The organism is Amorphoplanes friuliensis DSM 7358 (assembly GCF_000494755.1).
GTDB lineage: Bacteria > Actinomycetota > Actinomycetes > Mycobacteriales > Micromonosporaceae > Actinoplanes > Actinoplanes friuliensis.
On the sequence record NC_022657.1, the window covers coordinates 4495595 to 4521641 of the forward strand.

General features: G+C 69.8%; 27 protein-coding genes. 16 read left to right on the forward strand and 11 right to left on the reverse strand.

The genetic code is table 11. From position 1 onward, the window contains the following. Window positions 1-50 precede the first annotated feature (50 nt). From AFR_RS20785 to AFR_RS20810, 6 genes are all read right to left on the reverse strand, one after another. Window positions 51-356, reverse strand: a complete 306-nt coding sequence (locus tag AFR_RS20785) for a hypothetical protein (protein WP_023362767.1) — start codon at window positions 354-356, stop codon at window positions 51-53. 12 nt (window positions 357-368) lie between these two features. Then, complete coding sequence (locus AFR_RS20790) at window positions 369-1064, reverse strand: VOC family protein (RefSeq protein ID WP_023362768.1); 696 nt, start codon at window positions 1062-1064, stop codon at window positions 369-371. 126 nt (window positions 1065-1190) lie between these two features. Next, window positions 1191-2186 (reverse strand): TerC family protein, encoded by a 996-nt coding sequence (locus tag AFR_RS20795; RefSeq protein ID WP_023362769.1) that lies wholly within the window; start codon window positions 2184-2186, stop codon window positions 1191-1193. A gap of 117 nt (window positions 2187-2303) precedes the next feature. Next, window positions 2304-3074, reverse strand: coding sequence for a dioxygenase family protein (locus AFR_RS20800; protein WP_023362770.1), 771 nt, complete (start codon window positions 3072-3074; stop codon window positions 2304-2306). Window positions 3075-3136: 62 nt separating this feature from the next. After that, on the reverse strand, window positions 3137-4348 hold the full coding sequence (locus AFR_RS20805) for a DUF1501 domain-containing protein (RefSeq protein WP_023362771.1): 1212 nt from the start codon (window positions 4346-4348) through the stop codon (window positions 3137-3139). Between the two features lie 14 nt (window positions 4349-4362). After that, a complete protein-coding gene (locus tag AFR_RS20810; RefSeq protein WP_023362772.1) occupies window positions 4363-5616 on the reverse strand; it encodes a DUF1800 domain-containing protein in 1254 nt (417 codons plus the stop codon). A gap of 326 nt (window positions 5617-5942) precedes the next feature. Here AFR_RS20810 and AFR_RS20815 point away from each other — a divergent pair, with 326 nt between their 5' ends. From AFR_RS20815 to AFR_RS20830, 4 genes are read left to right on the forward strand one after another with little or no spacing between them, the layout of a single operon-like run. Beyond that, window positions 5943-6590, forward strand: a complete 648-nt coding sequence (locus AFR_RS20815) for a GOLPH3/VPS74 family protein (protein ID WP_023362773.1) — start codon at window positions 5943-5945, stop codon at window positions 6588-6590. 22 nt (window positions 6591-6612) lie between these two features. Beyond that, the gene (locus AFR_RS20820) at window positions 6613-8106 is read left to right on the forward strand and encodes an APC family permease (RefSeq protein WP_023362774.1); all 1494 of its coding nucleotides are present in this window, start codon (window positions 6613-6615) and stop codon (window positions 8104-8106) included. Continuing rightward, window positions 8103-8693, forward strand: a complete 591-nt coding sequence (locus AFR_RS20825; RefSeq protein ID WP_023362775.1) for a GNAT family N-acetyltransferase — start codon at window positions 8103-8105, stop codon at window positions 8691-8693. Before AFR_RS20820 ends, AFR_RS20825 begins: the two co-directional genes overlap by 4 nt. Before the next feature lie 60 nt (window positions 8694-8753). Continuing rightward, window positions 8754-9425 carry a class I SAM-dependent methyltransferase gene (locus AFR_RS20830; protein WP_023362776.1) on the forward strand — a complete coding sequence of 224 codons (672 nt, stop codon included), beginning with the start codon at window positions 8754-8756 and terminating at the stop codon, window positions 9423-9425. A gap of 184 nt (window positions 9426-9609) precedes the next feature. Here AFR_RS20830 and AFR_RS46810 read toward each other — a convergent pair whose 3' ends face one another. Both AFR_RS46810 and AFR_RS20840 read right to left on the reverse strand, forming a co-directional pair. Then, complete coding sequence (locus AFR_RS46810) at window positions 9610-9753, reverse strand: hypothetical protein (RefSeq protein ID WP_023362777.1); 144 nt, start codon at window positions 9751-9753, stop codon at window positions 9610-9612. Between the two features lie 462 nt (window positions 9754-10215). Then, window positions 10216-10935: a TetR/AcrR family transcriptional regulator gene (locus AFR_RS20840; RefSeq protein ID WP_202964008.1), complete on the reverse strand. Its 720-nt coding sequence runs from the start codon at window positions 10933-10935 to the stop codon at window positions 10216-10218. A 109-nt stretch (window positions 10936-11044) separates the two neighbouring features. On the opposite strand from AFR_RS20840, the gene AFR_RS20845 reads away from it, so the two are divergent. Beyond that, entirely contained in the window at window positions 11045-11284 is a 240-nt protein-coding gene (locus AFR_RS20845; RefSeq protein ID WP_023362779.1) for a hypothetical protein, read from the forward strand. A gap of 172 nt (window positions 11285-11456) precedes the next feature. Here the strand turns inward: AFR_RS20845 and AFR_RS20850 are convergent, their stop codons facing one another. Then, window positions 11457-12218 carry a GntR family transcriptional regulator gene (locus AFR_RS20850; RefSeq protein WP_023362780.1) on the reverse strand — a complete coding sequence of 254 codons (762 nt, stop codon included), beginning with the start codon at window positions 12216-12218 and terminating at the stop codon, window positions 11457-11459. A 173-nt stretch (window positions 12219-12391) separates the two neighbouring features. Here AFR_RS20850 and iolC point away from each other — a divergent pair, with 173 nt between their 5' ends. The 11 genes from iolC (at window position 12392) to AFR_RS20905 (ending at window position 24233) form a co-directional block, all read left to right on the forward strand. Then, window positions 12392-13345: a 5-dehydro-2-deoxygluconokinase gene (iolC, locus tag AFR_RS20855; RefSeq protein ID WP_023362781.1), complete on the forward strand. Its 954-nt coding sequence runs from the start codon at window positions 12392-12394 to the stop codon at window positions 13343-13345. Further along, a complete protein-coding gene (locus tag AFR_RS20860; RefSeq protein WP_023362782.1) occupies window positions 13338-14207 on the forward strand; it encodes a Cgl0159 family (beta/alpha)8-fold protein in 870 nt (289 codons plus the stop codon). Before iolC ends, AFR_RS20860 begins: the two co-directional genes overlap by 8 nt. Continuing rightward, window positions 14204-15079, forward strand: coding sequence for a 5-deoxy-glucuronate isomerase (gene iolB, locus AFR_RS20865; protein ID WP_023362783.1), 876 nt, complete (start codon window positions 14204-14206; stop codon window positions 15077-15079). Before AFR_RS20860 ends, iolB begins: the two co-directional genes overlap by 4 nt. Then, window positions 15076-16929 (forward strand): 3D-(3,5/4)-trihydroxycyclohexane-1,2-dione acylhydrolase (decyclizing), encoded by a 1854-nt coding sequence (gene iolD / locus AFR_RS20870; protein ID WP_023362784.1) that lies wholly within the window; start codon window positions 15076-15078, stop codon window positions 16927-16929. Before iolB ends, iolD begins: the two co-directional genes overlap by 4 nt. A gap of 15 nt (window positions 16930-16944) precedes the next feature. Beyond that, on the forward strand, window positions 16945-18441 hold the full coding sequence (locus AFR_RS20875; RefSeq protein ID WP_023362785.1) for a CoA-acylating methylmalonate-semialdehyde dehydrogenase: 1497 nt from the start codon (window positions 16945-16947) through the stop codon (window positions 18439-18441). 9 nt (window positions 18442-18450) lie between these two features. Next, complete coding sequence (locus AFR_RS20880) at window positions 18451-19350, forward strand: TIM barrel protein (protein WP_023362786.1); 900 nt, start codon at window positions 18451-18453, stop codon at window positions 19348-19350. Between the two features lie 23 nt (window positions 19351-19373). Beyond that, window positions 19374-20369, forward strand: a complete 996-nt coding sequence (locus AFR_RS20885) for a substrate-binding domain-containing protein (protein ID WP_023362787.1) — start codon at window positions 19374-19376, stop codon at window positions 20367-20369. A 109-nt stretch (window positions 20370-20478) separates the two neighbouring features. Then, window positions 20479-21510: an ABC transporter permease gene (locus AFR_RS20890; protein WP_023362788.1), complete on the forward strand. Its 1032-nt coding sequence runs from the start codon at window positions 20479-20481 to the stop codon at window positions 21508-21510. A 2-nt stretch (window positions 21511-21512) separates the two neighbouring features. Continuing rightward, complete coding sequence (locus tag AFR_RS20895) at window positions 21513-22328, forward strand: ATP-binding cassette domain-containing protein (RefSeq protein WP_023362789.1); 816 nt, start codon at window positions 21513-21515, stop codon at window positions 22326-22328. A 31-nt stretch (window positions 22329-22359) separates the two neighbouring features. Then, window positions 22360-23376, forward strand: a complete 1017-nt coding sequence (locus AFR_RS20900; protein ID WP_023362790.1) for a Gfo/Idh/MocA family oxidoreductase — start codon at window positions 22360-22362, stop codon at window positions 23374-23376. Then, the gene (locus AFR_RS20905; protein WP_023362791.1) at window positions 23373-24233 is read left to right on the forward strand and encodes a sugar phosphate isomerase/epimerase family protein; all 861 of its coding nucleotides are present in this window, start codon (window positions 23373-23375) and stop codon (window positions 24231-24233) included. Before AFR_RS20900 ends, AFR_RS20905 begins: the two co-directional genes overlap by 4 nt. On the opposite strand, the gene AFR_RS20910 is transcribed toward AFR_RS20905, so the two are convergent. After that, window positions 24202-24987 (reverse strand): TIM barrel protein, encoded by a 786-nt coding sequence (locus AFR_RS20910; protein WP_041842489.1) that lies wholly within the window; start codon window positions 24985-24987, stop codon window positions 24202-24204. The two genes, AFR_RS20905 and AFR_RS20910, sit on opposite strands and share 32 nt — an antisense overlap. Then, complete coding sequence (locus AFR_RS20915) at window positions 24984-25967, reverse strand: Gfo/Idh/MocA family oxidoreductase (protein ID WP_023362793.1); 984 nt, start codon at window positions 25965-25967, stop codon at window positions 24984-24986. Before AFR_RS20915 ends, AFR_RS20910 begins: the two co-directional genes overlap by 4 nt. Window positions 25968-26047 lie beyond the last annotated feature (80 nt).

Here is a 26047-nt window from a genome sequence, read left to right on the forward strand (position 1 = left end):
CCGCAGACACGAACGGCCCCGGCAACGAAGCCGGGGCCGTTCCGCGTCTGTCACGCGGGCTCGACGGTTTTCACCATGACGCAGTTCTTGAGGCCCTTGGGGCGGTCGTAGGTGAAGCCGAGCCGCTCGTAGAGGCGGCGGGTGCCGTTGTAGAGGAACGACGATGACATCTTCCTGGTCTGGCGCTTCTTCAGCGCGCGGTTGGTCTCCGCGTCCTGGCCGCGTTCGGGGCTGTCGGGGTGGAACCAGATGCACCAGCAGCCGCCGAAGATGCCGTTGTGGCGTTGCACCAGCGCGTCGAAGGCGGGCCAGGTCGGCGGGCTGAGAGGCGCGATGGTGTACGGGTCGGTGGCCATGACGGGTCCCGGTCAGTTCTGCTTCACGGCGGCCGTGTCGACGCACACGGTGGCCTGGTTGCCGTCCTGGTCGGCGATCACGGTCTGCCCGGGGGCGTTGCTGTCGTCGACGACGGTGCCGCCCGCGGCGAGGGCGTCGGCGATTCGCTGGGCGGCGGTCTCGGGCGCCACGTAGACCTCGAGGTGGAACCGCGGGCCCGGTGCCTCGTCCCCGAACCACAGGTTCGGGACCCGTCCCGTGGCGTCCCGGATCTCGTCGCCGGGGGTGCCGCGGCCCTTCGAGTCGGCGCTGCCGGTCAGCAGGGCGGCCCACACCGGGGCGATGACCGCGGACTGCGCCGTGTCGAGGCCGAGCTCGAGTTCGCTGACCGAGGCCGGGTCGGGTGTGAGCCCGTGGGCGGCGGCAATCGCGGTGATCCGGCGTGCGAGGTCGACGTCCTGCTGGGTCACCCACTCGACGATGTGCTCGGTGCCGTCGTCCTCGCGGTAGATGGCGTCGTCGCTGACAAGTTCGAGGTCGATGTGGCCCCGGCCGATCGACACGCGTGGGTGGTGGCCGAGCTCGTCGCCCGCCTCGGCGATCGCGGTGACGAACCGCGCGCCGGTGCCGAAGCCGGCGATCAGGTATCGGGTGTGCAGTCCCTGGGCCAGCTTGCGCCAGTCGGTCAGGCCGGCCTCGGCGATCTGTGCGCTTCGCAGCATGTCCATGGACGCGGACCCTATCGCTGGTCCGGCCGGAACGTGCGCAGATCGGCCCAGCTCAGGGTGGCGTGCCGGTAACGACGAAGGCCCAGGTCGGGTCGAGCGTGACCTGGGCCTTGCGTCTGTGGTGGATCAGTTGTTGTGCTTGTCGTCGTGGGCGCGGAGGCTGCCGGCGTGGGCGACGGTGTCGGGCTCCTTGCGGACCTTGATGAGGCTGGCGACCGTGGTGACGATCAGGACCACGATGATGACGCCCAGGGAGACCGGGGTGCCGATCTCGGGGACCGACTTGCTGATGTCCTCGTGGGCCCAGTGCAGCACCAGTTTGATGCCGATGAAGGCGAGGATGATGGACAGACCCGTCGAGAGGTAGACGAGGCGGTCCAGCAGACCCTTCACGAGGAAGAACAGTGCGCGCAGGCCCAGCAGGGCGAAGGCGTTGGCGGCGAAGACGATGAAGGCCTCCTCGGTCACGCCGAAGACCGCCGGGATCGAGTCCAGCGCGAAGAGCAGGTCGGCGCTGCCGATGGCGATGAGCGTGATGAACAGCGGTGTGGCCGTACGCTTGCCGTCGATCTTGGTGAAGAGCCTGCCGCCGACGAACTCGTCGGTGACCGGGAAGATCCGCTTGCTGGCCCGGACCACGGCGTTGTCGGGGTCGGGGTCCTCGTCGCGGTGGCGGAAGAGCTGGACCGCCGTGAAGACCAGGATCAGCCCGAAGATCAGGAACATGAACGAGAAGAGCGACAGCAGGGTCGCGCCGAGGGCGATGAAGATGACCCGGAGCACCAGCGCGATGATGATGCCGAAGGTCAGGACCTCTTGCTGATACTTCTCCGGTACGGCGAACGTGCTCATGATGATCACAAAGACGAAGAGGTTGTCGACCGACAGGCTCTTCTCGACGATGTACCCGGCGAAGTACTCGGTGCCGTAGTCCCAGCCCGCGACGGAGCCGAAGACGACACCGAACGCGACGGCGATCGCGATGTAGAAGACCGACCAGGCGGTGGCTTCACGGAACCCGACGGCGTGCGGGCGCAGCACTCCGAGGGTCAGGTCGAGGGCGAGCAGGGCCACGATGACCGCGATGGTCAGCGTCCAGCCGAGCGCGGTGACCTCCAGCATGGGGGAGAAACCTCCGGGCGTGGGTTCTGGGAATTGGCGGTGCGTACCCCCAAGATTCCCTGGTCACACTGGGAGAATGCTGAAAGATGCCGGAGGTTCACACCGCGGCCGTACCCGTCAGGCGACCTGGAAGGACCGCTTCGACAGGCCCATCCAGAAGCCGTCGATGGGCTGGTCCGGGCTCTGCTCCGGGTCGGTGGAGGCGCCCAGGGTCAGGAACATCGGCGCCATGTGCTCGATCGTCGGGTGGGCGTAGGGCATGCCGGGGGCCCGGTTGCGGAAGTCGGCGAGCTCGTCGACCGCGCCGCGTGCCAGGGTCTCCGCCGTCCAGGCGTCGAACTCCTTGGACCAGCCGGGCGCCTTCGCGTCCGTGCGCCAGTCCCGCAGGAACGGCAGCCCGTGCGTGGTGAAGCCGGAGCCGACGATGAGCACACCCTCGTCGCGCAGGGGTGCGAGCCGGCGGCCGATCTCCAGCAGCCGATCGGGTTCCAGGGTCGGCAGTGACATCTGCAGCACCGGGACGTCCGCGTCGGGGTACATGACCGTCAGCGGCACGTAGGCGCCGTGGTCCAGGCCGCGGTCGGTACGGGTGACGCGTTCGCTGTCGGGCATCAGCTTCTCGATGCGGTCGGCCAGCTCGGGCGCACCGGGCGCGCGGTACTGCACCTCGTAGTAGTGCCGGGGGAAGCCACCGAAGTCGTAGACCAGCGGGACGGTCTCGGTGGCGCCGAGCATCAGCGGGGCCGACTCCCAGTGTGCCGAGGCCATCAGGATCGCCTTCGGCGTGGGCAGGCCCGCGGTCAGGTCCTTCAGCTGGGCGACCCAGGTGGGGTCGTCGACCAGCGGGGGAGCGCCGTGGCTGATGAACAGGGCGGGCATGGTGCTCATGGAGGGCCTCCGGTTGACGCTTCAACTACCTGCCTCCACGATACGTCGGTTTAGTTGAGGCGTCAACTAAAGTCGAAGCGGCCGTCCCAGCCGTCGAGGATCCGGCCGGGGTCGGCGTCCAGCACGTCGGCGAGCAGCATCGCGTAGACGTCGCGGAAGTCGGTCGTGTGCTTGAGGTCGCCGTCGTCGAGGTCGGTCAGGCTCGGCGCCTCGCCGTACAGGCCACCCTTGATGCCGTCGCCGAGGAGAAAGACCGAGGAGGCCGTGCCGTGGTCGGTACCGTCGGACGCGTTGGCGTGGACACGGCGGCCGAACTCCGAGTAGACCGCGACGACGACCTCGCGGCCGGCCATCCGTTCCACGAACGCGGCCAGGGGCTTGTCGAGCTTGGCCAGCAGGGCCTCCTGGGCCGTCTTCTCGTCGGCGTGCAGGTCGAAGCCGCCCAGCGACACCGAGTAGACGCGGGTGGCGGCGCCGGCCTCCACGCAGCGTGTGACCAGGGCGAGCTGCTGGTCCAGGGGTGGCGCCTGCCCGCCGGTGGCGGTGGCCTGGCCCTCCGGCTCGTCGTCGTCCTCGGCCTCCGCGGCGACGTCGGTCATCAGGCCCTGGACGCGGACCAGGTCGGCAAAACACGCCGCCGCCCGGGCCTGGGCGGGTGACTCGCCGGCTGCGGGCGTACCGAAACCGTCCAGGACCGGAGGGGTCACGCCCTGGGGGAGAGTCAGCGCGCCGCCGGGCACGGTCGCTCCCGCGCTGGTTGCGCCGGCGAGGACCGGTGGCAGGACCGGCTCGAACGACACGGCCAGCCGCGGGTCCCGGCCCGCCGTGTCGAGCCAGCGCCCCAGCCAGCCCGTGGTCCCGGGGCGTTCCGGGCTGGCCGTCTGCCAGATGTCCATCGAGCGGAAATGGCTGCGGTCGGGCTTCGGATAGCCGACACCGCGGACGATCGCCAGACGGTCCTCCCCGTACAGTTTGTGCAGGCCTTTCAGGCCCGGATTGAGTCCGAAGCCGTCCTCGAGCCTGAGCACCTGCCCCTCGTCGTAGGTGAGGCCGGGCCTGGCTGCGGCATAGGCCGGATCCGCGTACGGGATGACGGTGTTGAGACCGTCGTTGCCGCCGTAGAGGGTGACCAGCACGAGGATCTTGCCGGGGTCACGCTGCCCCGAGGTGGCCAGGATGTCGCGCAGCGCGTAGGCGGAACCGCCCGCGGCCAGGGCGCCGGCCGCGACGACGCCGCTGGCGGTGAGGAACTTGCGCCGGGTGATCGTGTCCATGTCCGTGCTTCCCTTCAGTGGACGGCGTATTCGGGGCTGGCCAGGCCGAGCGCGAGCAGTCGTCTCGGCTCGCGGGCCGCGTCCTGCAGGACCGTGTTGGTGCGGTTGGTCCAGGTGTCGACGACCAGCAGGCGGGCCAGCGCCTCGACCCGGTCGCCCTGGGCGACGTCGGCCAGGGTCTCGACCGCGGCGGGTGCCTTGGCTGTCAGCGCCTGACCGTGCTTGAGGCGGGCCTGCGTGGACGAGGTCGTCAGCCAGGCGGGCCCGACCGGCCAGCCCCCGACGCTCGGTGGCCGGAACGGCACCTGGCCCAGTGCCTTCAACGCGGCGAGGGGAACGTCCTCGACGCCGAGTTGCCGGACGGCGCCGATGACCCACTCGATCGGTTGTTTCACGAGCTGCCCGGCGGTCGCCGCGAACGCGGGATCCGTGGCGAGGGCGCGCAGCATCGCCGTGGTGCCGTCCGGCGCGGCGGCGGCGACTCCCTGCGGGGCCGGACCTGTGTCCGAGCCGTACCGCACCCACAGCCGCTGGGCCAGGAAGGGCGCATGGGCGGGATGACGGACGAGGAGGTCGGCGTAGGAGTCCACGTCGAAGCGCCCGGTGCTGCCCAGCAGGGTGACCTCCGTGGTGTCGTGGCGGCGCGGGAGAAGCTTCGCCGTACCGGCCGCCCGGTCGACCTGCCAGCCGGTGAGCACCCGCGCGCCCGCTTTCACGTCGGCTTCGCCGTAGTTGCCGACGCCGAGCGTGAACAGCTCCATCAGCTCGCGGGCGAGGTTCTCGTTCGGAGCCTTGCGGGTGTTCTTCTGACCGTCCAGCCACAGGATCAGCGCGGGATCACGCACCATGGCCCGGACCAGGGGCCCGGCCGGCCCGCCGCCGTACCGCCGGAACGTCTGCTGCTGGGCCAGCATCAGCGGCGCCGAGCGGACCTTCTGCGACGACGTCGCCCAGTGGCCGTGCCAGAAGAACGTCAGCTTCTCGGCCGCGCCGGGCTCGGTGACCATCCGGCTCAGCCACCAGCGGGTCGCGGTCATGAGCTGGGCGCGGGCCTGCTGCCGCGCCTTCTGCCTCTCCTCGCGGCTCGCACCCTCGGGCGGCTTGGCGGCGGCTTCCAGGCCGGGCAGTCCGACGGTACGGCCGATCGGCGCGAGCACACGTGTCAGCGTGGCGTCGGCGCCGGTGCGTTCGGCCTCGTCGACCTCGGTGGCCGTGGGCCCGAAGGTGAGCCGGCGGAGCAGGTGGGAAACCCGGGTGCGGTCCGTCATGACTGTGACGCTAGGGCCGGGACGTAAGCGTTCGGTAAGGGCGGCGTTCGGGTTTGCCCAACGTAACGATCCTGTTAACTGTCTCGATCGAGTGAGGCATGTAACCGCAGCTCAGAGCCATGGTGCAGGATGCATCAAAGGACAGGCCACTCTGGACATTGCGCCGGGTGGCGGGCGCTGGCAAGCTACGCGGGGTTGCGTGAAGGCCGCTCACCGTAACGGTCGGCCGGAAGCCCAGCACGCCACAATCGGTAACCCGTCACTGCCGGTCAGCACGTCCGGCGGTGACACAGCCATGCCCGCACCCGGGCGGAAGGGACCAACGAGTGGCGACCAGTCAGCTGCCGCTCGCCGACGATCTCTACCTCGCCGCCCACGACAACGCCCGGGGCCGGTGCCTGCTCAGCCCGGCCACCCTCGGTCTGGGCCTCGCCGCCGGCCTGCTCGCCGAGCTGGTCCTGTGGCGCCGCCTCGAGATCCAGGACGCCGGGCTGACCGTCGTCGACGAACGGCCCACCGCGGAGGCCGCCACGTCCGCGGTCCTCGAGCAACTGCTGCGGGAGGGCCACCACCGCCAGGTCCGGGACTGGATCGCTTTCCTGGCCACGGGTGTCGCCACCGAGCTGGTCGAGCGCCGTCTCGCCCGCGCCGGCCTGGTCAAGCGGCACGAGAAACGCGGACTGCTGGGCACCAAGGTGCGGTTCGTCCCCACCGACCTGACCGTCGCCGGCTGGCCCGGCACCCGCATCCGCATCGCCGCCACCCGCGGCGAGCTGCTCGACAGCCCCGACCTCGTCCTGACCGGGCTGGTGCTCGCCACCGGCCTCGACCAGCACGTGCTCGTCACCCTCGAGGCCGCCGAGCGTGAACACCTGTTCGGCCAGCTCCGCCGGCGCCTGCCGGTGATGCTGCAGCACCTCGTCGGCCAGGCCGAGGCCGCGGTCGGCGACGCCGTGATGGCCCGCCGCGCCTGAATCCCCCTCATTGGAGACCCCCGTGCCCACCTCCACCGCACCCCCCAGACCGAGTCAGCTCTCGACAGCCCTGGCCCGCGACCGCCTGGGCGTCGCCGCCGTCGTCTTCTTCGTGATGTCCGCGGCCGCGCCGCTGACCGTCGTCGCCGGTGTCGTCCCCACCGGTCTCGCCGTCACCGGGCTGACCGCCATCTCCATCGCCTTCCTCGCCGTCGCGATCGTGCTCGCCGTCTTCGCGGTCGGGTACGTCGCCATGGCCCGGCACATCGCCAACGCCGGCGCCTTCTACGCGTACATCGCCCGGGGCATCGGGCGGCCGTTCGGTGTGGGCGCGTCGTGGGTGGCGCTGCTCGCGTACAACAGCTTCCAGGTCGCCTCGTACGGCGGCTTCGGCGCGATCGCGGCCCCGCTGTTCGCCGACTGGTTCGGTGTCGAGATCCAGTGGTGGATCATCGCGCTGGCCGCGTGGGCGCTGGTCGCCGTCCTCGGTGTCCGCGACGTGGCCGTCAACGGCAAGGTGCTCGCCACCCTGCTGGTCGCCGAGATCGTCCTGGTCGTCGTCTTCAGCATCGCCGACCTGATGGCGCCCGACTTCGCCGCGTCCTCGGCGCCGGTCGACCCGTCCAGCCTGGTCGGGGCGGGCGCGGGCGCGCTGCTCGTCATGGCCGTCACCGGCTTTGTCGGCTTCGAACAGTCCGTCGTCTTCAGCGAGGAGTCCCGCGACCCGCGGCGCACCGTGCCCCGTGCCACGTACATCGCGGTCGCGCTGATCGCGGTGCTGTACGCGTTCTCGTCCTGGGCGATGATCTCCGCGACCGGTGGCAAGGCTGTCGAACGGGCCGGCGCCGAAGGCCCCGAGCTGTTCTTCAACCTGGCCTCGGACCGGCTCGGCAGCACCGCCCTGCACCTGGGCCACGCGCTGTTCCTGACCTCGCTGATCGCCGCGATGATCTCGTTCCACAACATCATCGCCCGGTACACGTTCTCGCTGGGCCGCGAAGGTGTCCTCCCGCGCGCCTTCGGGCGTACGGTCCCGGGCACCGGCGCACCGAAGAACGGCTCCCTCGCGCAGTCGGTCCTCGGCCTCGTCGTCATCGGTGTGTACGCGATCGCCGGCTGGGACCCGCTGGTCCAGCTCTTCTTCTGGGGCGGCACGACCGGCGGCATCGGTGTTCTGCTGCTCATCACGGTCACGTCGGCCGCGGTCGTCGGCTACTTCGCCCGCAACCCCGAGGGTGAGGACTTCTGGCACCGCCTCGGCGCCCCGGTGCTCGGCACGGTGCTGCTGCTCGTCGTGACGTACCTGGCCCTGACCAACATCGAGATCCTCTTCGGCGTCGAGCCGGGGTCGACACCGACGTGGGCGGTGCCGCTCGCGTACGCGGTGCTGACCCTCGCGGGGGTGACCTGGGCGCTGATCCTGCGACGCACCAGGCCCGGCACGTACCAGGGCATCGGCATGGGTGCCCGCAGCGGTTTCTCCATCCGCGACACCGCCACGGAGGCCCACCAGTGACACCGACCATCCGTCCCGCCCGCGAGTCCGAGCTCACCGACGTCGGCCGGCTCGTCGCCCTGTCCTTCGACGACCTCGAACAGAACCGCTCCCTCGTACCGGACCCGTCGGCCCGCCTGCGCGTGATGGGCGACTTCTTCACGATGCTCACGGTCCACGCACCCCTGTGCGGCAAGGTCGACGTCATCGACGCCCCGGACGGCAGCCTCGCCGCAGCCGCCGTCTGGTTCGACCGCACCCGGGAGATGCCGGAGATCCCCGACTACGACGAACGCCTCGCCGCGCTGGCGGGGGAGTGGCTGCCGAACTTCGAGGCCCTCGACGAGGTCTTCGACAAACACCACCCCGTCGACCCCCACTGGCACCTGGCCTTCCTCGCCGTGCACCCCTCCCACCAGAGCCACGGCCTCGGCGGCGCCCTGATGGACAGCACCCACGAGGACCTGGGCCGCACCCCGGCCTACCTCGAGGCGACGAACGACAACAACATCCGCCTGTACCGCCGCCACGGCTACACCGAGATGCTCCCGTTCGACATCCGCCTCCCCGACAACACCCCGTTCTACCGGATGTGGCGCGCCGCCTGACGCGTCGCCGGCAAGGGTGCGGCCCGGTTCGGGCCGCACCCTTGTGGTATCTGATAGGACGTGATCTACGACCTGGTCAACCCCTGGGATCCTGCCCGGAATCCGGCGGACGCGTTCTATCACCGCCTCGTCATGGGGGCGGAAAGCGTGCTCGACGTCGGCTGCGGCACCGGAGCGATGTTGCATCACGCGCGAGAGGCCGGGCATCGCGGGACGCTGGCCGGCATCGACCCGAACAGCGCTTTCCTGGAGCGGGCGCGGCGGCGCGACGACATCGAGTGGGTGTTCGGGACGGCGGCGGCAATGCCGTGGGAGCAGGAGTTCGAGCTGGCCGTCATGACCGGGCACGCGTTCCAGTGCCTGATCGGCGACGGGGAGATCCGGGCGTCGCTCGCCGGGGTGCGGGCCGCGCTGCACGAGGGCGGACGCTTCGTCTTCGAGACGCGCCACCCGCAGGCCCGCGCCTGGGAGACCTGGACACCTTCGCACGCGGTCGAGGTCGCCGGGGTCCGGGTGGTGCATCAGGTCGAGTCCGTCGTGGGCGACGTCGTGACATTCACCGAGACCGCGTACGCCACCGAGCGCCACGTCCTGCGCTTCCTCGACCTTCCGGTCCTCAACACTCTGGTCACCCAGGCGGGCTTCCACATCGACGCGCAGTACGGCGACTGGCACGGCGGCCCACTCACCCCAGCCAGCACGGAGATCATCACCGTCGCCGTCCGGCACTAGTCGCTGACCGGTCTCCCGGCCGGGCGGGCTCTCGGGGCCGCACGGACGCTCTCTCGAGGGCGAGAGTCAATTCCACCACCTCCACACCGTAGGGACGAGGATCCGGCGCCGGCCGACAGCGCATGAACCGGCCATCGCCGACCGATTCCTTGCGGAAGGGTTCCGTCAGCCGTTACCCGTTGCCTCACCATCGGCCGAGGAACAGGTGCCGGGCGGGGTGGTGGTATGCCGGTCCGGCCGGCCTGTCGAAGGTCAGCTGACCCCAGCCGATCGTGCCCTCCGGCGGCTTCTTCGGGTCGTCACCGGCCCTGGCCAGCGTCCGCTTCAATGCCGAGCTTGCGCGGCTCGGAGCGTGGTCAGAAGGCTCGGCTGTGACTACGCCAGGCGGCCGGGCGAAGGCCCGACTTCATTGAAGTTGGGCCTGGGCTGCTTCCTGGCGTTACAGATCCCCTTGCCGGCAGCCCCGGCGGCGTGCTGGTGTGCTCGGGTTCCCCGTCGAGTCGACCCAGGGTGATCCGTCCGCCTGCGACTGCAACGCCGCGAAGGTCTCCGCCCGTGTTCTCTTGCGCTGCCGGCGGCGGAACGGCGCACAGACCGCGGCCCACGAGCCGTGACACTAGGGCAGGTCGGAGTGGGCACTGTCCGTGTCGGCCCGGGCCGCGTCGAGACGCTGCGCTCGGGAGAACCCGCCCGGATCCCGTCGATGAGCTGCCGTTCGGTCCATGCTGACGGCCGGCCCAGCCAGCGGGGCTTCCGGCAGAAACGCCGGCTCCCATACAGCCGGTGAGGGTCAGGGGTGCGGTGACAGGATGCGGTTCAGGTGGTGGTCGAGGGTTCGCTGGACGTCTGTGCGGGTGCGGCGGCGGTGGAGCAGGTCGAGGCCGAGGCCGCTCAGACCGCCGACGAGCAGGTTCGCCTCCTCGGCCGGGTCGATCGAGGGTCGGGCGCCGGCCGCGGTGATCAGGGCGGTGACCAGGTCTTCCAGCGGGTGCTCGCCGTGCAGGAAGACCGCTGCCAGGGCGGGGTCGGTCAGGCTCCACGCGTAGTAGGCCGTCAGCACCCGCAGGCTCGTGCGGCGCTGCTCGTCGAGCGGCAGAAGCTCCTCGAGGGTGGCGCGAAGCAGTACCCGCGGGTCGGACGGATCACGCAGCGCCGCGATGCGCCGGCGGCTGTGCTGCTCGTTGTCACGGTGCAGGGTCTGCAGGGCGGTGACCAGCAGGTGATGCTTGTCCGTGAAGTGGTACTGCACCACCCGCGGCGTCACGCCGGCCTCCGCGGCAATCTCGCGGATCGTGGCCATCTGCAGACCGCGACCCGCGGCGATGCGCCAGACGGCCTCGACGATCTGACGCCGGCGCCCGCTCAGCTCCGGAGCCTCCGGCGCCGGCGGGTTCTTCCGCGCCCGGTACGCCCGCGCCTGACACGCCCGCGAACAGTAGACCGGCCGCCGCCCCCGCACCACCACCCGCAGCGGCCCCCGGCACACCGAACACCCACTTTCGTCACGCACAAACCCAACTTAGTCGCGCATTCAGCGTGACGTAACGCCGCAGACCAGCTTGTGACGGGCAATTTCAGATGGTCTCGTGGATACGTTCGTATCTTGCGAGGAGGCAACCATGGACGACGGCTGGTACCGGTTGGGCATGCTGCTGACGCTCGCGGCGGGCATCTGGGAAGGCCCGATCGCGATCATCTTCCGCGCCTTCACCGACAAGAAGCCCACCGTGCTGACAGCAGCCAACTACCTCCCCGCACCGTGGTGCTACCTCGCCGCGGTCGCGGCAGCGGCCGCCGCGTTCGCGGTAATCGCCGCCCTGGAGACCCGGCGGCGGAAAGCTACGGCCGAGCCCCGGTGATCTGGCGAGCACGCAGCCCTTTCTCGGCGGGAGCGACGGTCAGCACCATGCAACCAGGCACGACATGGCCTCGATTTTGATCTTCAAGAAGCTCCGCCCTTTCTCGGCGGGAGCGACGGTCAGAGCCATGCAACCAGGCACGACATGGCCTGGAGGTTGACCTTGAAAGGCCTCATCCTGCCGAGAGATTGAGCTCGAAGCTGTATCTGCTGGCTCGATACAGGTGGGAGCCGTATTCGAGCGCCCGCCCGCTCGCGTCCCACGCTGTCCGGGTCATGGTGAGCAGGGAGGCGCCGCGTTTTTCGTCGAGGGTGCGGGCTTCGGCGGCGGCGGAGCGCGCGCCGATGATCTGGGTGGCTATGCGGGGGACGAAGCCGGCGCGGCGGAGCAGCTCGTAGAGGCCGTGCCCGGCGAGGTCGGCGGCCTCGAGGCGGATCACGTCGAGGGGGATGGCGTTGTGCATCAGCGCGAGCGGCTCACCGCCGGCGTAGCGGAGGCGTTCGATCCAGGTGACCTCGGTGCCCGGGGGGAGTTCGAGGGCTTCGGCGACGTCGGCCGGGGCGGGGATGACGCGGAGGTCGAGGACCTCGGTCCGCGGTTTGCGGTCGGAGGTGACCAGGTCGTCGTAGAGGCTGGACAGCTCGACGGGCCGGCGGACCTTGGGGTGGACCACCTGCGTGCCGACGCCGCGTTTGCGCACGAGCATGCCGCGTTCGACCAGGTATTGGATCGCGCGGCGGGTGGTGGGGCGGGAGACGCCGAGGCGTTCCGCCAGGTCGACCTCGTTCTCGATGCGGGCACCGACGCCGATCTCGCCCTGCTCGATGAGCTCCTGCAGGCGGGTGGCCACCTGGAAGTAGAGCGGCACGGGGCTGGTCCGGTCGACCTCGACCGGGCGCACCGGGCTGCGCGGTGGGGAGAGATCGGATGCCATGGGACCCCCTTGGTTTTTCAGTTTGTCATGACAAAGTATTGACGTGGAAGCCCTCACGTTATTACATCGAAACGAACCGAGCTCTCCCGCACCACGACTTTTCATCGCGCCGTAATCAGCACGGCACACGAGGCGCCGGTCCGCACGTCCATCCACTGTCGCGAGGGGGACGCATGCCCGCTGACGAGGTACTGACCATGGGACGTATCGGCGTCGACCTGTATCCACAACAGATCGGCGTGTCGCTGCGTGAGGTCCGGACGTTCGAGAAGTTCCTCGGGGGCAGCCCGACCAACGTCGCTGTGGCGGCGGCGCGGTACGGCCGGCGCAGCGCGGTCATCAGCCGGACCGGCGCCGACCCGTTCGGTGAGTTCATCCACGACGCGCTGCGGGGCTTCGAGGTCGACGATCGTTTTGTCACGCCCGTCGAGGGGCTGCCGACACCGGTGACGTTCTGCGAGATCTTCCCGCCGGACGACTTCCCGCTCTACTTCTACCGTTTCCCCAAGGCGCCCGACCTGGAGATCTTCGAGTCCGAGCTGGACCTGGAGGCGATCCGCAGGGCGGACATCTTCTGGGTCACCGGCACCGGGTTGTGTCAGTCGCCGTCGCGGGAGGCGACGCTCGCCGCGCTGCGGGCGCGGGACAAAGCCGGCATCACCGTCCTCGACCTGGACTACCGCCCGATATTCTGGGAGTCGCGGGAGGAGGCGCGCAGCTGGGTCCAGCAGGCGCTGCCCTACGTGACCGTCGCCGTCGGCAACCTCGACGAGTGCGAGACCGCCGTCGGTGTCCGCGAGCCGCACGCCGCGGCCCGGGCGCTGCACGACGCCGGTGTCGACCTGGCCGTCGTGAAGCAAGGGCCGCTGGGGGTGCTGGCCAGTTCCCGCAAGGAGGAGGTGCAGGTGCCTCCGGTGCCGATCGAGGTGGTCAACGGCCTGGGTGCCGGTGACGCTTTCGGCGGCGCGCTCTGCCACGGCCTGCTCGCGGGCTGGGATCTGGAGACCACGATGCGTTTCTGCAACGCCGCCGGGGCGATCGTCGCGACACGGCTGTCGTGCGCCGACGCGATGCCGACCGAGTCCGAGGTCCGCGAGCTGATCGGCGGGGTGAGCGGCCGTGCGTGACGTCCTGGAGATCGTCGCCGCCCGCGCGGACCGCCCGGGTGCGATCGCTTCCGCCGCGGCCGCCCGCCGCCGGCCTGCCGGCTGGCGGGGTGAGCACGGCCGGATGATGATCATCGCGGCTGACCATCCCGCTCGCGGTGCGCTGCGGGCCGGTCCCGACCCCCTCGCGATGGGCAACCGCGCCGACCTGCTCGACCGCATCTGCACCGCGCTCGAACGGCCCGGCGTCAACGGTGTGCTCGGCACGCCCGACATCCTCGAGGACCTGCTGCTGCTCGGCGCGCTCGACGACAAGGTGGTCATCGGGTCGATGAACCGCGGCGGGCTCGCCGGGACCAGCTTCGAGATCGACGACCGGTTCACCGCGTACGACGGGGACAGCCTGGCCGCGGCGGGATTCGAGGGCGGCAAGATGCTGCTGCGGATCGACCCGGACGACGCCGGGACGGTCGCCACTCTGCAAGCGTGCGGGCGGGCCGTCGGTGACCTCGCCGCGCATCAGCTGATGGCGATGGTCGAGCCGTTCATCTCGCACCGGGCCGACGGCCGGGTGCGCAACGAGCTCAGCCCCGAGGCGATGATCCGGGCGATGACGGTCGCGGCAGGGCTCGGCACGACCTCGGCGTACACGTGGCTCAAGGTTCCCGTCGTCGACGACATGGAACGTGTCATGGCCGCCACGACACTGCCCGCGCTGATCCTCGGCGGTGAGGTGTCCCAGGACGCCGACGCCGCGTACGTGCGGTGGAGCAAGGCCCTCGCTCTGCCGACCGTGCAGGGTCTGGTCATCGGGCGCAGCCTGCTCTACCCGCCCGGCGGGGACGTCGCGGGTGCGGTCGACCGGGCGGTGAGTCTGCTGTGACGCTGCTGCGCAGAGGAACGGCCGGGAGCGCGCCGTTCGAGACTGTCGTGACACCGGAGAGCGCCGGCTGGGGCTACAGCGGGCTGCGCATCCTTGACCTGCCGATCGGCTCCCGGGTCAGCTTCGGCACCGGCGACGAGGAGATGATCGTCCTCCCGCTGACCGGCGGCTGCGACGTGACCTGCGACGACGAGCGTGTCACCCTCACCGGCCGCCGCTCGGTCTTCTCCCGGGTCACCGACTTCGCCTACCTGCCCCGCGACTCCGCGGTCACGGTCCGGGCCCCGAACGGTGGCCGGTTCGCGCTGCCCGCCGCCCGTGCCGACCGGCGGCTGCCGTTCCGCTACGGACCCGCCGACGAGGTGCCGGTCGAGCTGCGCGGTGCCGGTCAGGCCAGTCGTCAGGTCAACAATTTCTGTACGCCGGACTCGTTCGACGCGGACCGCCTGATCGCGGTCGAGGTGCTCACCCCCGGGGGCAACTGGTCGTCGTACCCGCCGCACAAGCACGACGAGCCGGGCGAGAACGAGACCGCGCTCGAGGAGATCTACTACTTCGAGGTCGCCGGTTCGCCGTCGGGTTCGCCGGGCACCGGCTTCCAGCGCGTGTACGGCCACACGGACCACCCGATCGACATCTGCGCCGAGGTCCGCGCCGGTGACGTCGTCCTGATCCCGTACGGCTGGCACGGCCCGTCGATGGCCGCACCCGGCTACGACCTGTACTACCTCAACGTCATGGCAGGGCCGGGGGAGCGCAAGTGGCTCTTCTCCGACGACCCGGAGCACGCCTGGATCCGCGGCACGTGGAGTCAGCAGGAGATCGATCCGCGGCTGCCGCTCACCTCCACCTCGGAAAGGAAGCGCTCGTGAGGCTCACCGTCGCGCAGGCCGTCGTCACGTTCCTGGCCAACCAGTGGACCGAGCGGGACGGCGTCGAGCAGCGCACGATCGCGGGCTGCTTCGGCATCTTCGGCCACGGCAACGTCGCCGGTGTCGGGCAGGCGCTGCTGCAGGCCCAGCGGACCGGTTCCGCCGATCTGCCGTACCACCTGGCCCGGAACGAGCAGGCCATGGTGCACGCGGCGGTCGGGTACGCCCGGATGAAGAACCGGCTGTCGACGATGGCGTGCACGGCGTCGATCGGGCCCGGCTCGACGAACATGCTGACCGGCGCGGCGCTGGCGACGGTCAACCGGATCCCGGTGCTGCTGCTGCCCAGCGACGTGTTCGCCACCCGGGTCGCGTCGCCGGTGCTGCAGGAGCTGGAGGACCCCCGCTCGTACGACGTGTCGGTTAACGACGCGTTCCGGCCGCTGTCCCGCTTCTTCGACCGGGTGTGGCGGCCCGAGCAGTTGCCGTCGGCGCTGCTCGCGGCGATGCGGGTGCTGACCGATCCCGTCGAGACCGGCGCCGTGACCCTGTGCCTGCCTCAGGACGTACAGGCGGAGGCCTTTGATTTTCCTGAGGCTCTGTTCGAGAAGAGGGTCTGGCATGTGGCGCGGCCCGTGCCGGAGCCGGTGGCGGTGGAGCGGGCGGCCGAGGTGATCCGGTCCGCGCGGCGGCCGCTGATCGTCGCGGGCGGGGGAGTCATCTACTCGGAGGCGTCGGCCGAGCTGGACGCCTTCGCCCGGGCGACCGGGATCCCGGTGGCGGACACGCAGGCCGGCAAGGGTGCGCTGAGCTGGGACCACCCGAACTCGGTCGGCGGGGTGGGCTCGACGGGCACGCCGGTCGCCAACGCCCTGGCCCGTGACGCGGATGTGGTCATCGGCATCGGGACGCGGTACAGCGACTTCACCACCGCCTCTCGCACGGCTTTCGCGGCGCAGGATGTCCGTTTTGTCAACGTGAACGTGGCTTCCTTCGACGCGGCGAAGCAGTCCGCCACGCCGTTGGTGGCCGATGCCCGCTCGGGCCTGACTTCCTTGAGCGCCGCTCTGGCCGGTTACAAATCCGACATGTCTTATCAAGCCGACGTCGCAGCGTGGCAGCGGCGGGTGGACGAGGCCTACCACCTCGGCCACGGCCCGCTCCCCGCTCAGAGTGAGGTCATCGGCGCGGTCAACGACGCCTGCGGTGAGCGCGACGTCGTGGTCCAGGCCGCCGGTAGCATGCCCGGCGACCTCCAGCTGCTCTGGCGCGCCCGCGACCCGAAGCAGTACCACGTCGAGTACGGCTACTCCTGCATGGGCTTCGAGATCGCCGGGGCCCTCGGCATCAAGATGGCCGACCCCGGCCGCGAGGTCTACGCCCTGGTCGGCGACGGCTCGTACCTGATGATGGCGCAGGAGATCGTCACCGCGGTGTCCGACGGCATCAAGCTGATCATCGTTCTCGTGCAGAACCACGGGTTCGCCTCCATCGGGGCCCTCTCGGAGTCGCTGGGCTCGCAGCGTTTCGGCACCAGTTACCGCTACCGCGGTGCGGACGACGACTACGACGGCGCGACGCTGCCCGTCGACCTGGCCGCGAACGCCGAGAGCCTCGGCGCGAACGTCATCCGCTGCCGCACGATCGCCGACCTGACCGAGGGTCTCAAGCAGGCCCGGGAGTCCGACCGGCTCACGGTCGTGCACATCGAGACCGATCCGCTCTCTCCCGTCCCGTCGAGCGAGAGCTGGTGGGACGTGCCCGTCTCCGAGGTCTCCGAGCTGGACAGCACCCGGGACGCCCGTACCGCCTACGACGCCGCCAAGCGCGGCCAGCGGCTGTACCTCTAGAAGGGACCACCCGAAGTGACAACCATCGAGCACTGGATCGGCGGCAGTTCCACCGCCGGCGCCGGGTCCCGCCGTGCCCCGGTCTTCAATCCCGCGACCGGGCAGCAGCAGCACGAGGTGGTGCTGGCCGACACCGGTGACGTGGAGGCGGCGGTGGCGGCGGCCAAGGCGGCGTTCACCACGTGGGGGCAGGCCTCGCTGAGCGCCCGTACCAAGATCATGTTCAATTTCCGGGAGTTGGTGAACGCCAACGTCGACCGGCTGGCGGAGCTGGTCTCGGACGAGCACGGCAAGGTGCTCAGCGACGCCGCCGGTGAGGTCCAGCGCGGTCTCGAGGTCGTCGAGTTCGCCTGCGGCATCCCGCAGCTGCTCAAGGGTGACTACTCCGACCAGGCCTCGACCGGTGTGGACGTGTTCAGCTTCCGCGAGCCGCTCGGCGTCTGCGCGGGCATCACACCGTTCAACTTCCCGGTCATGGTCCCGATGTGGATGTACCCGGTCGCCATCGCCTGCGGCAACACGTTTGTGCTCAAGCCCAGCGAGCGGGACCCGTCGGCGTCGAACTTCATCGCCGACCTGTGGCGTCAGGCCGGGCTGCCCGACGGGGTCTTCAACGTCGTGCACGGTGACAAGACCGCTGTCGACGCGCTGCTGGACCACCCCGACGTCGCGGCCGTGTCGTTCGTCGGCTCCACGCCGATCGCCCGCTACATCCACGAGAAGGCGTCCGCCACCGGCAAACGCGTCCAGGCCCTCGGCGGGGCGAAGAACCACGCGATCATCCTGCCGGACGCCGACCTCGAGTACGCCGCGAACCACCTGTCGGCGGCCGCGTTCGGCTCGGCCGGTGAGCGCTGCATGGCGATCTCCGCCGCGGTCGCCGTCGGTGGCGCCGGCGATCCGCTGATGGACATCCTGACCCGCAAGGCCAACGACGTCGTGGTCGGTTCCGGCCGCGACCCGAAGAGCGAGATGGGACCGGTCGTCACGGCCGCGGCCCGAGACCGCATCGAGAGCCTGATCGGTACGGGTGAGCAGCAGGGCGCCAAGGTGCTCGTCGACGGCCGGGGCCGCCGCGTCCCGGGTTTCGAGGAGGGCTTCTTCGTCGGCCCGACCGTCATCGACCAGGTCGACACGTCGATGGACGTCTACACCGAGGAGATCTTCGGCCCGGTGCTGTCGGTGGTCCGCTCCGAGAGCGTCGAGGCGGCGATCGACCTGATCAACGCGAACCCGTACGGCAACGGCACGGCGATCTTCACCAACAGTGGTGAGGCCGCGCGGCGGTTCCAGCGCGGTGTCCACGTCGGGATGATCGGCATCAACGTCCCGATCCCCGTCCCGATGGCCTACTACTCCTTCGGTGGCTGGAAGGACTCGCTCTTCGGCGACAAACACATCCACGGGCCCGAGGGTGTCTCGTTCTACACCCGCGGCAAGGTCGTGACCTCGCGGTGGCCGCACGTCGAGGCCGCGCACGGCGCCAGCATGCACTTCCCCACGGCGAGCTGAGGCACAGACATGGCTGAGATCCGTCACCTGCAACTCGGCAGCTGCCCCGACTCGTGGGGTGTCTGGTTCGCCGACGACCCCCGGCAGACCCCCTGGCCGCGGTTCCTCGACGAACTGGCCGGCTCCGGGTACCGCTGGCTCGAGCTGGGCCCGTACGGCTATCTGCCGACCGACCCGGCCGAGCTGCGCGACGAGCTGGCCAAACGCGACCTGTCCTGCGCCGGTGGCACGGTGGCCGGTGTCGGTGGCCCGCACAAGGACTTCGCCACGGTGCTGGCGGAGACCCGCAAGGTCGCCGAGCTCACGGCCGCCCTCGGGGCCGAGAACCTCATCTTCGTCCCGGTGCCGGGGTACCGCGACGACGTCACCAACGCCTACCACGAGCCCGCCGAGCTGAGCCCCGACGGCTGGCAGGCGCTGATCGACAACAGCAACACGCTCGGCCGCGTCCTGGCCGAGGAGTACGGCCTCAAGATGCGGTTCCACCCGCACGCCGATTACCACGTCGAGACGCAGGCGCAGACCGAACGTTTCCTGGCGGAGACCGATCCGCGGTACGTCTCGCTCTGCCTCGACACCGGCCACCTCGCCTACCGGCAGGCCGACGTCCCGGCCATCATCCGCAAGTTCCCCGACCGCATCGGTTACGTGCACATCAAGCAGATGGACCCGGCGATCGCCGAGCGTGCCGTCCGCGAGGACATGGCCTTCGGCCGCGCCGTCGCGATGGGCGCCAGTGTCGAACCGCCGGCGGGCCTGCCCGACATCCCGTCGGTGCTCGAAGCCCTCAACGAACTCGACGCGGAGCTGTTTGTCGTCGTCGAGCAGGACATGTACCCGGTCGACTTCGACCTTCCGCTGCCGATCGCCACGCGGACCCGGCAGTACCTCAACTCCGTCGGTCTCTGACCAGCCCCTGCAGGAGGTACCCCATGACGCTTCGCCGAACGCGAGGTGCACGGCTGATCGCGCTGTCCGCGGTGGTGGCCCTCGGCCTCGCCGCGTGCAGCGGCGGCGGCAAGGAAGCCACCACCGACGACTCCGGTGGTGGCGCCAACGCCGCCGGCAGCTCCGGTTACACGATTGCGATGATCACCCACGAGACCCCCGGCGACACCTTCTGGGACAAGATCAAGGCCGGTGCCCAGCAGGCGGCGAAGGACGAGGGTGTCACCCTCAAGTACTCCAACGACCCGGACGCCTCCAAGCAGGCGGTGCTGATCCAGAACGCCGTCGACTCCAAGGTGAGCGGCATCGCCACCACCCTGGTCACCCCGGACGCGCTGGCCGGCTCGGTCAAGGCGGCGACCGACGCGAAGATCCCGGTGGTCGGCTTCAACTCCGGCATCGACCAGTACCAGCAGCTCGGCGCCTTGATGTACTTCGGCTCCGACGAGACCGTGGCCGGCACGGCCGCCGGCAAGCGGATCGCGGACGCCGGCGGCAAGCACCCGCTCTGCGTCATCCAGGCCGCCGGCTCGGTCGCTCTCGAAGCGCGCTGCGCCGGGGTGAAGAGCGCCGTCCCGGGCACCGAGAACCTCCAGGTCAACGGGGCCGACGACGGCGCGGTCGTGTCGACGCTGCAGGCCAAGCTGTCGCAGGACAAGTCGATCGACTACATCGTCACGCTGGGCGCGCCGATCGCCATCGACGCCCTCAAGGCGATGGAGGCCGCCTCCAGCAAGGCCAAGCTGATCACCTTCGACCTCAACACCGAGGCCGCCCAGGACATCCAGGACGGCAAGATCGAGTTCTCGATCGACCAGCAGCCCTACGTCCAGGGCTACATGGCCGTCTCCTCGCTCTACCTCTACCTGAAGAACGGCAACGACGTCGGTGGCGGCAAGGCGGTCCTGACCGGCCCGTCCTTCGTCGACAAGGACAACATCGCCACGATCCTCCCGTTCACCAAGAAGAACACCCGGTAGTCGCTCGCGGGGGAGGGCCGCGGGTCGCCGCGCGGCCGTCCCCCGCACAGGCAGTAATCGGAGCAGTGTCATGACTCAAGTCAGAACGACCCCTCCTCCTCCCGCCGAAGTGCCCACGGAATCCTCCAACCGGGTCACACTGAGCCTGTCCAACCGCATCCTGGCCCGGCCCGAGGTCGGCGCCCTGGTCGCAGCGGTGATCATCTTCATCTTCTTCCTGAGCGCCGCACCGGCGTTCCGGTCGGCCGAGTCCTTCTTCACCGTCCTCTACCAGTCCTCCACGATCGGCATCGTCGCCGTCGGGGTGGGCCTGCTGATGATCGGTGGCGAGTTCGACCTGTCCGCGGGTGTCATCACGATCACCGCCGGCCTGGTCAACTCGATGCTGTGCTGGAACTACGGCATGAACCTCTGGGTCGGCGCGCTCGTCTCCCTCGCGTTCTGCCTCTTCATCGGGTTCGTCAACGGCTATCTGGTGATGAAAACCGGCATCCCCAGCTTCCTGATCACGCTGGGGACCTTCTTCGTGCTGCAGGGCGCCAACCTCGGTGTCACCAAGCTGGTCACCGGGTCCGTGTCCAGCCCGGACATCAGCCAGATCGACGGGTTCGACTCCCTCAGTGCGATCTTCGCGTCCAGCTTCAAGATCGGGCCGGTCACCGTCTGGATCACGGTCATCTGGTGGTTCCTCTTCGTCGCCCTCGCCGCCTGGGTGCTCCAGCGCACGCGTACGGGCAACTGGATCTTCGCCGTGGGCGGTAACCCCGACAGTGCGCGGGCGGTGGGCGTACCCCTGATCCGTACCAAGATCGGGCTTTTCATGACGGTCTCGTTCTTCGGGTGGTTCGTCGGCATGCACCTGCTCTACCGCTTCAACACCCTGCAGGCGGGCAACGGCGTCGGCAACGAGTTCCTCTACATCATCGCCGCAGTGGTCGGCGGCACGCTGCTGACCGGCGGTTACGGCAACGCCATCGGTGTGGCCATCGGCGCGTTCATCTTCGGCATGACCAGCCTCGGCATCGTCTACGCCGGCTGGGACCCGAACTGGTTCAAGGCGTTCCTCGGCGTGATGCTCCTGCTCGCCGTCCTCGTCAACCTCTACGTGAAGAGAATGTCCACCGCCCGGAAGGTGGGTTGACCATGACCGACACCCTCGCCTCGCACGCGGACCGCGAGCTGAACAAGGGCGAACCGCTCATCGAGATGACCGGCATCGGCAAGAGTTACGGTGCCATCCGCGCCCTGCGCGGCATCAACCTGCGTGTCAACGCCGGGGAGGTCACCTGCGTCCTGGGTGACAACGGCGCCGGCAAGTCCACCCTCATCAAGATCATGTCGGGGCTGCACCCGCACAACGAGGGCAGCCTCAAGGTCGACGGCGAGGACCTCACCTTCAGCTCCCCGCGGCAGGCCCTGGACCACGGGATCGCCACCGTGTACCAGGACCTCGCCGTGGTGTCCCTGATGGAGGTCTGGCGCAACTTCTTCCTCGGCTCCGAACTGACCTCCGGCCGATATCCCCTGGCCGGGCTCAAGGTCAAGGAGATGCGGCGGATCGCCGACGAGGAGCTCCGCAAGATGGGCATCGTCGTCAAGGACATCAACCAGCCCATCGGTACGCTCTCCGGCGGCCAGCGCCAGTGTGTGGCGATCGCCCGCGCGGTGTACTTCGGCGCCCGGGTCCTGATCCTCGACGAGCCGACCGCCGCACTCGGTGTCAAGCAGTCCGGTGTGGTGCTCAAGTACACCGCCGCCGCCCGTGACGCCGGCCTCGGCGTCGTTTTCATCACCCACAACCCGCACCACGCGTACCTGGTGGGGGACCACTTCATCATCCTCAAGCTCGGCGGAACGGCCCTCGACAAGACACGTTCCGAGGTCGGCCTGGACGAGCTCACCACCCAGATGGCCGGCGGCGACGAGCTCACCGAGCTGTCGCACGAGCTCGGCCGCTGAGCTCTCCCTTCGCTCGTTAGGAGCCCCAGGCATGCTCAAGGTCGGAGTCATCGGCACCGGCATGATCGGACAGGACCACATCCGGCGGATGACGGCAGTGCTCGCCGGGGTGACGGTCACCGCCGTCACCGACGTCGACGTGGAGACCGCCAAGAAGGTCGCCGGGGGTCTGCCCGGCGCCACCCTGCACCTGACCGGCGAAGACCTGATCGCCGATCCCGCGGTCGACGCGGTGCTCGTCTGCTCCTGGGGGCCCACCCACGAGCAGTACGTGCTCGCGTCGATCGCGGCCGGCAAACCCGTCTTCTGCGAGAAACCCCTGGCCACCACCCAGGACGCCTGCCTGCGGATCGTCGAGGCGGAGGTCGCGGCGGGCCGCCGGCTCGTGCAGGTCGGCTACATGCGCCGGTACGACGCGGCGTACCGGGCCCTCAAGCGGGTGGTCGACAGCGGCCGGATCGGCGTCCCGCTGATGATGCACTGCACCCACCGCAACGCCGGCGTGCCCTCTTTCTACGAGAAGGAGAGCGCCATCACCGACACCGCGGTCCACGAGATCGACATGGTGCGCTGGATGTTCGGCGAGGAGATCACCGCTGCGCAGGTGCTGATCCCGCGCAAGAGCCGCAACGGCGGCCCGCTGCAGGACCCGCTCATCCTGATCCTGGAGCTCGCGGGCGGGGCGATCGTCGACGTGGAGATCTCGGTCAACATCCGCTACGGGTACGACATCCGGGGTGAGGTTGTCGGCGAGGACGGCACGGCGGCACTGGGCGAGTTCAGCCCCGTGGTCGTCCGCGCCGCCGGGGAACGGTCGGCGCCGATCCCGCTCGACTGGCGGGAACGGTTCCTGCTCGCGTACGACGTGGAGATCCAGGAGTGGATCGACTCGGTCGCCGGCGGGGGAGAACCGGTCGGGCCGTCCGCCTGGGACGGCTACGCGGCGGCGGTGGTGTCCGACGCCGGTGTTGCCGCTCTGCGCAGCGGATCCCGCGTGCCGGTGACCCTGGCCGCTCAGCCCACCTTCTACCGGGCGCCGCTGTCATGAAGATCGCGCTGGATCCCTACATGCTGCGCAAGGTGCCGCTGCTCTCGCTGCCGCGCGTGGTGGCCGACCTGGGCTACCACCACATCGAGCTGTCCCCGCGCGACGACTTCCTGCCGTTCTTCCTGCACCCCCGGGCGTCGTCGGCCGACGTGGCGGCGTTCAAGGGGGCGCTGGCAGAGGCCGAGGTCTCCGTCGCGTCGGTCCTGCCCCTCTACAAGTGGTCGGGGCCGGACGAGGACGAACGCCAGGCGGCGGTCCGGTACTGGAAACGCGCCATCGAGATCACCGTGGACCTCGGCGTCGACGTGATGAACTCCGAGTTCAACGGCCGCCCCGAGGCCGCCCCGGCCAGTGAGGCGCAGTTCTGGCGTTCGATGGAGGAACTGCTCCCGATCTTCGAACGCGAAGGTGTCCGCCTGGTCCTCGAACCTCACCCGGACGACTTCGTCGAGGACGGCATCGCCGGGGTGAACCTGGTCAAGGCCATCAACTCACCCCTGGTCACGTTCCTCTACTGCGCGCCGCACACGTTCCACCAGGGCGGCGACCTCGCGGCGGTGATCCGCCACGCCGGCCCGCTGCTGACGCAGCTCCACCTGGCCGACTCGTTCGACCACCGCGGCTCGTCGGGGTTGCGCTACATCGTCAACCCGCCCGGCTCGACGGTACGGGTGCACCAACACCTCGACATCGGCCAGGGCGAGGTCGACTGGAACCTGTTCTTCCGCACCCTGGCCGAGGTCGGCTTCGACGGCACCGCCACCGTCTGCGTCTTCGCCTGGGAGGAACGCGCCGAGGAGAGCTGCCGCTTCAACCTCGACCAGGTCAACCAGTACGTGGCGAAGCACCTGATGTGAACGCCTCCCGGAAGCGCTCGAGGGCTGCCCCGGAATCCCCGGACGCCCAGCCCTCGAGCGAGACCACCCCGTCGTAGCCCTCCAGAGCGCGGGCCACGTTCCGGTAGTTGATCTCGCCGGTGCCGGGCTCGCAGCGCCCCGGCACATCGGCGACCTGGATCTCACCGATGAGCGGCAGCGCCGCCCGGACCAGCGCGATCAGATTCCCCTCACCGATCTGGGCGTGGTAGAGGTCGAGGTTCATCCGCAGATGAGGGCTCCCGACGGCGGCCACGAGCGTCATCGTGTCCGCCGCCCGGGCGAACGGTGTGCCCGGATGGTCGACGGCCGTGTTGAGGTTTTCCAAGGTGAACACCCGGCCGGCGCGTTCGCCCAGCCCGGCGATCCGCGTCAGCGTGCGGGCGGCGGTCAGCCACATCGCCGGTGTGGGTGTCGCGCACGGCACCACCGGCAGCCCCGACCCGTCGAGACCGGTCCCGTGAAGATTGAGACGGGGACAGTCGAGGCGGTCCGCAACCTCGAGGGCGAGCTCGGCGGTGCGCACGAGCTCGTCGGCGCCGTCGCTGTCGGCCAGGGTGCCGGTCACATATCCGGTCATCGAGGAGAACGTCGCGCCCGTGCTTCGCAGCGCGGTGATGTCCTTCCGGGTCCAGTCCCAGATCTCCACCTCGAAACCGAGGTCCGCGATCCGGCGCACCCGCTCCTCGAACGGCAGGTCGAGAAAGACCATCTCGGCGCACACGGCCAGTCTCATGAGGTCGCCACCGGTACTCCGGCGCGGACCGACGCGGCGGCACACAGGGCGATCGTCAGGGCCGCACGAGCATCCTCGCCCGTGACGTCGGCCGGGCCGCCGGTGGTGACCGCGTCGACGAAGGCGGCCAGCTCCGCGGTGTAGGCGTCGGCGAAGAGCTCCTGGTCGCTGCGTACCGTGTCGGCGGTCTGACCGCTCGCCCCCAGGAACGACATCGAGGTGCGTCGCCCGTCCCCGAGCAGGGCCAGGCCGCCCGAGCCGAGCACCTCCCCCCGCACGTCGTAGCCGTAGGAGGCCTCGAAACAAGCCTCGGCCACCCCGATCGCGCCGTTGTCGAACCGGACCGTGACCACCGCCGTGTCGAGCAGCCCACGGTCCCGCCAGTCCGGTTCGACGAGCGCGTCGGCGGTCGCATGCACCTCGACGGCCTCGGCGCCGGGGTTGAGGAACCGCAGCGTGTCGAAGTCGTGGATGAGTGTCTCCAGGAAGATCGTGTCCGGGGCGACCCGCGCCGGATCAAAACCGCCCGGATCCCGGGTGAGCGACCGCAGCAGCCGCGGGGTGCCGAGCCGGCCGTCGTCGAGAAGCCCGCGGGCGGCCTGCCAGGCGGGGGCGTACCGGCGGTTGAAGCCCACCTGGAGGACCACACCCGCATGGTGGGCGGCGTCGATCGCACGGTCCGCGTCGGCGAGGGTCAGCGCCATCGGCTTCTCGCAGAAGACATGCTTGCCCGCCTCGGCGGCCGCGACCACGAGCCCGGCGTGGAACCGAGCCGGCGACGCGATGACCACCGCATCAACGTCGGAATCGGCGAAGACCTGCGCCGCGTCCGCACAGACGCGGACCCCTGGACGGTCTGCCGGTGACAGAACCGGGTCGGCAATCGCCACCAGCTCGGCGCCGGGCAGCCGCCGATCGACCGTCTCCCCGTGGAACGCACCCATCCGTCCGGACCCGATCAGCGCCACCCTGACCACCATGGAGGACCACCCTCTACTAGAACGTTCTAGAAGCGTGCGCCCCGGCCCGCGGCCGCGTCAAGGCCAATCTCTAGAACGTT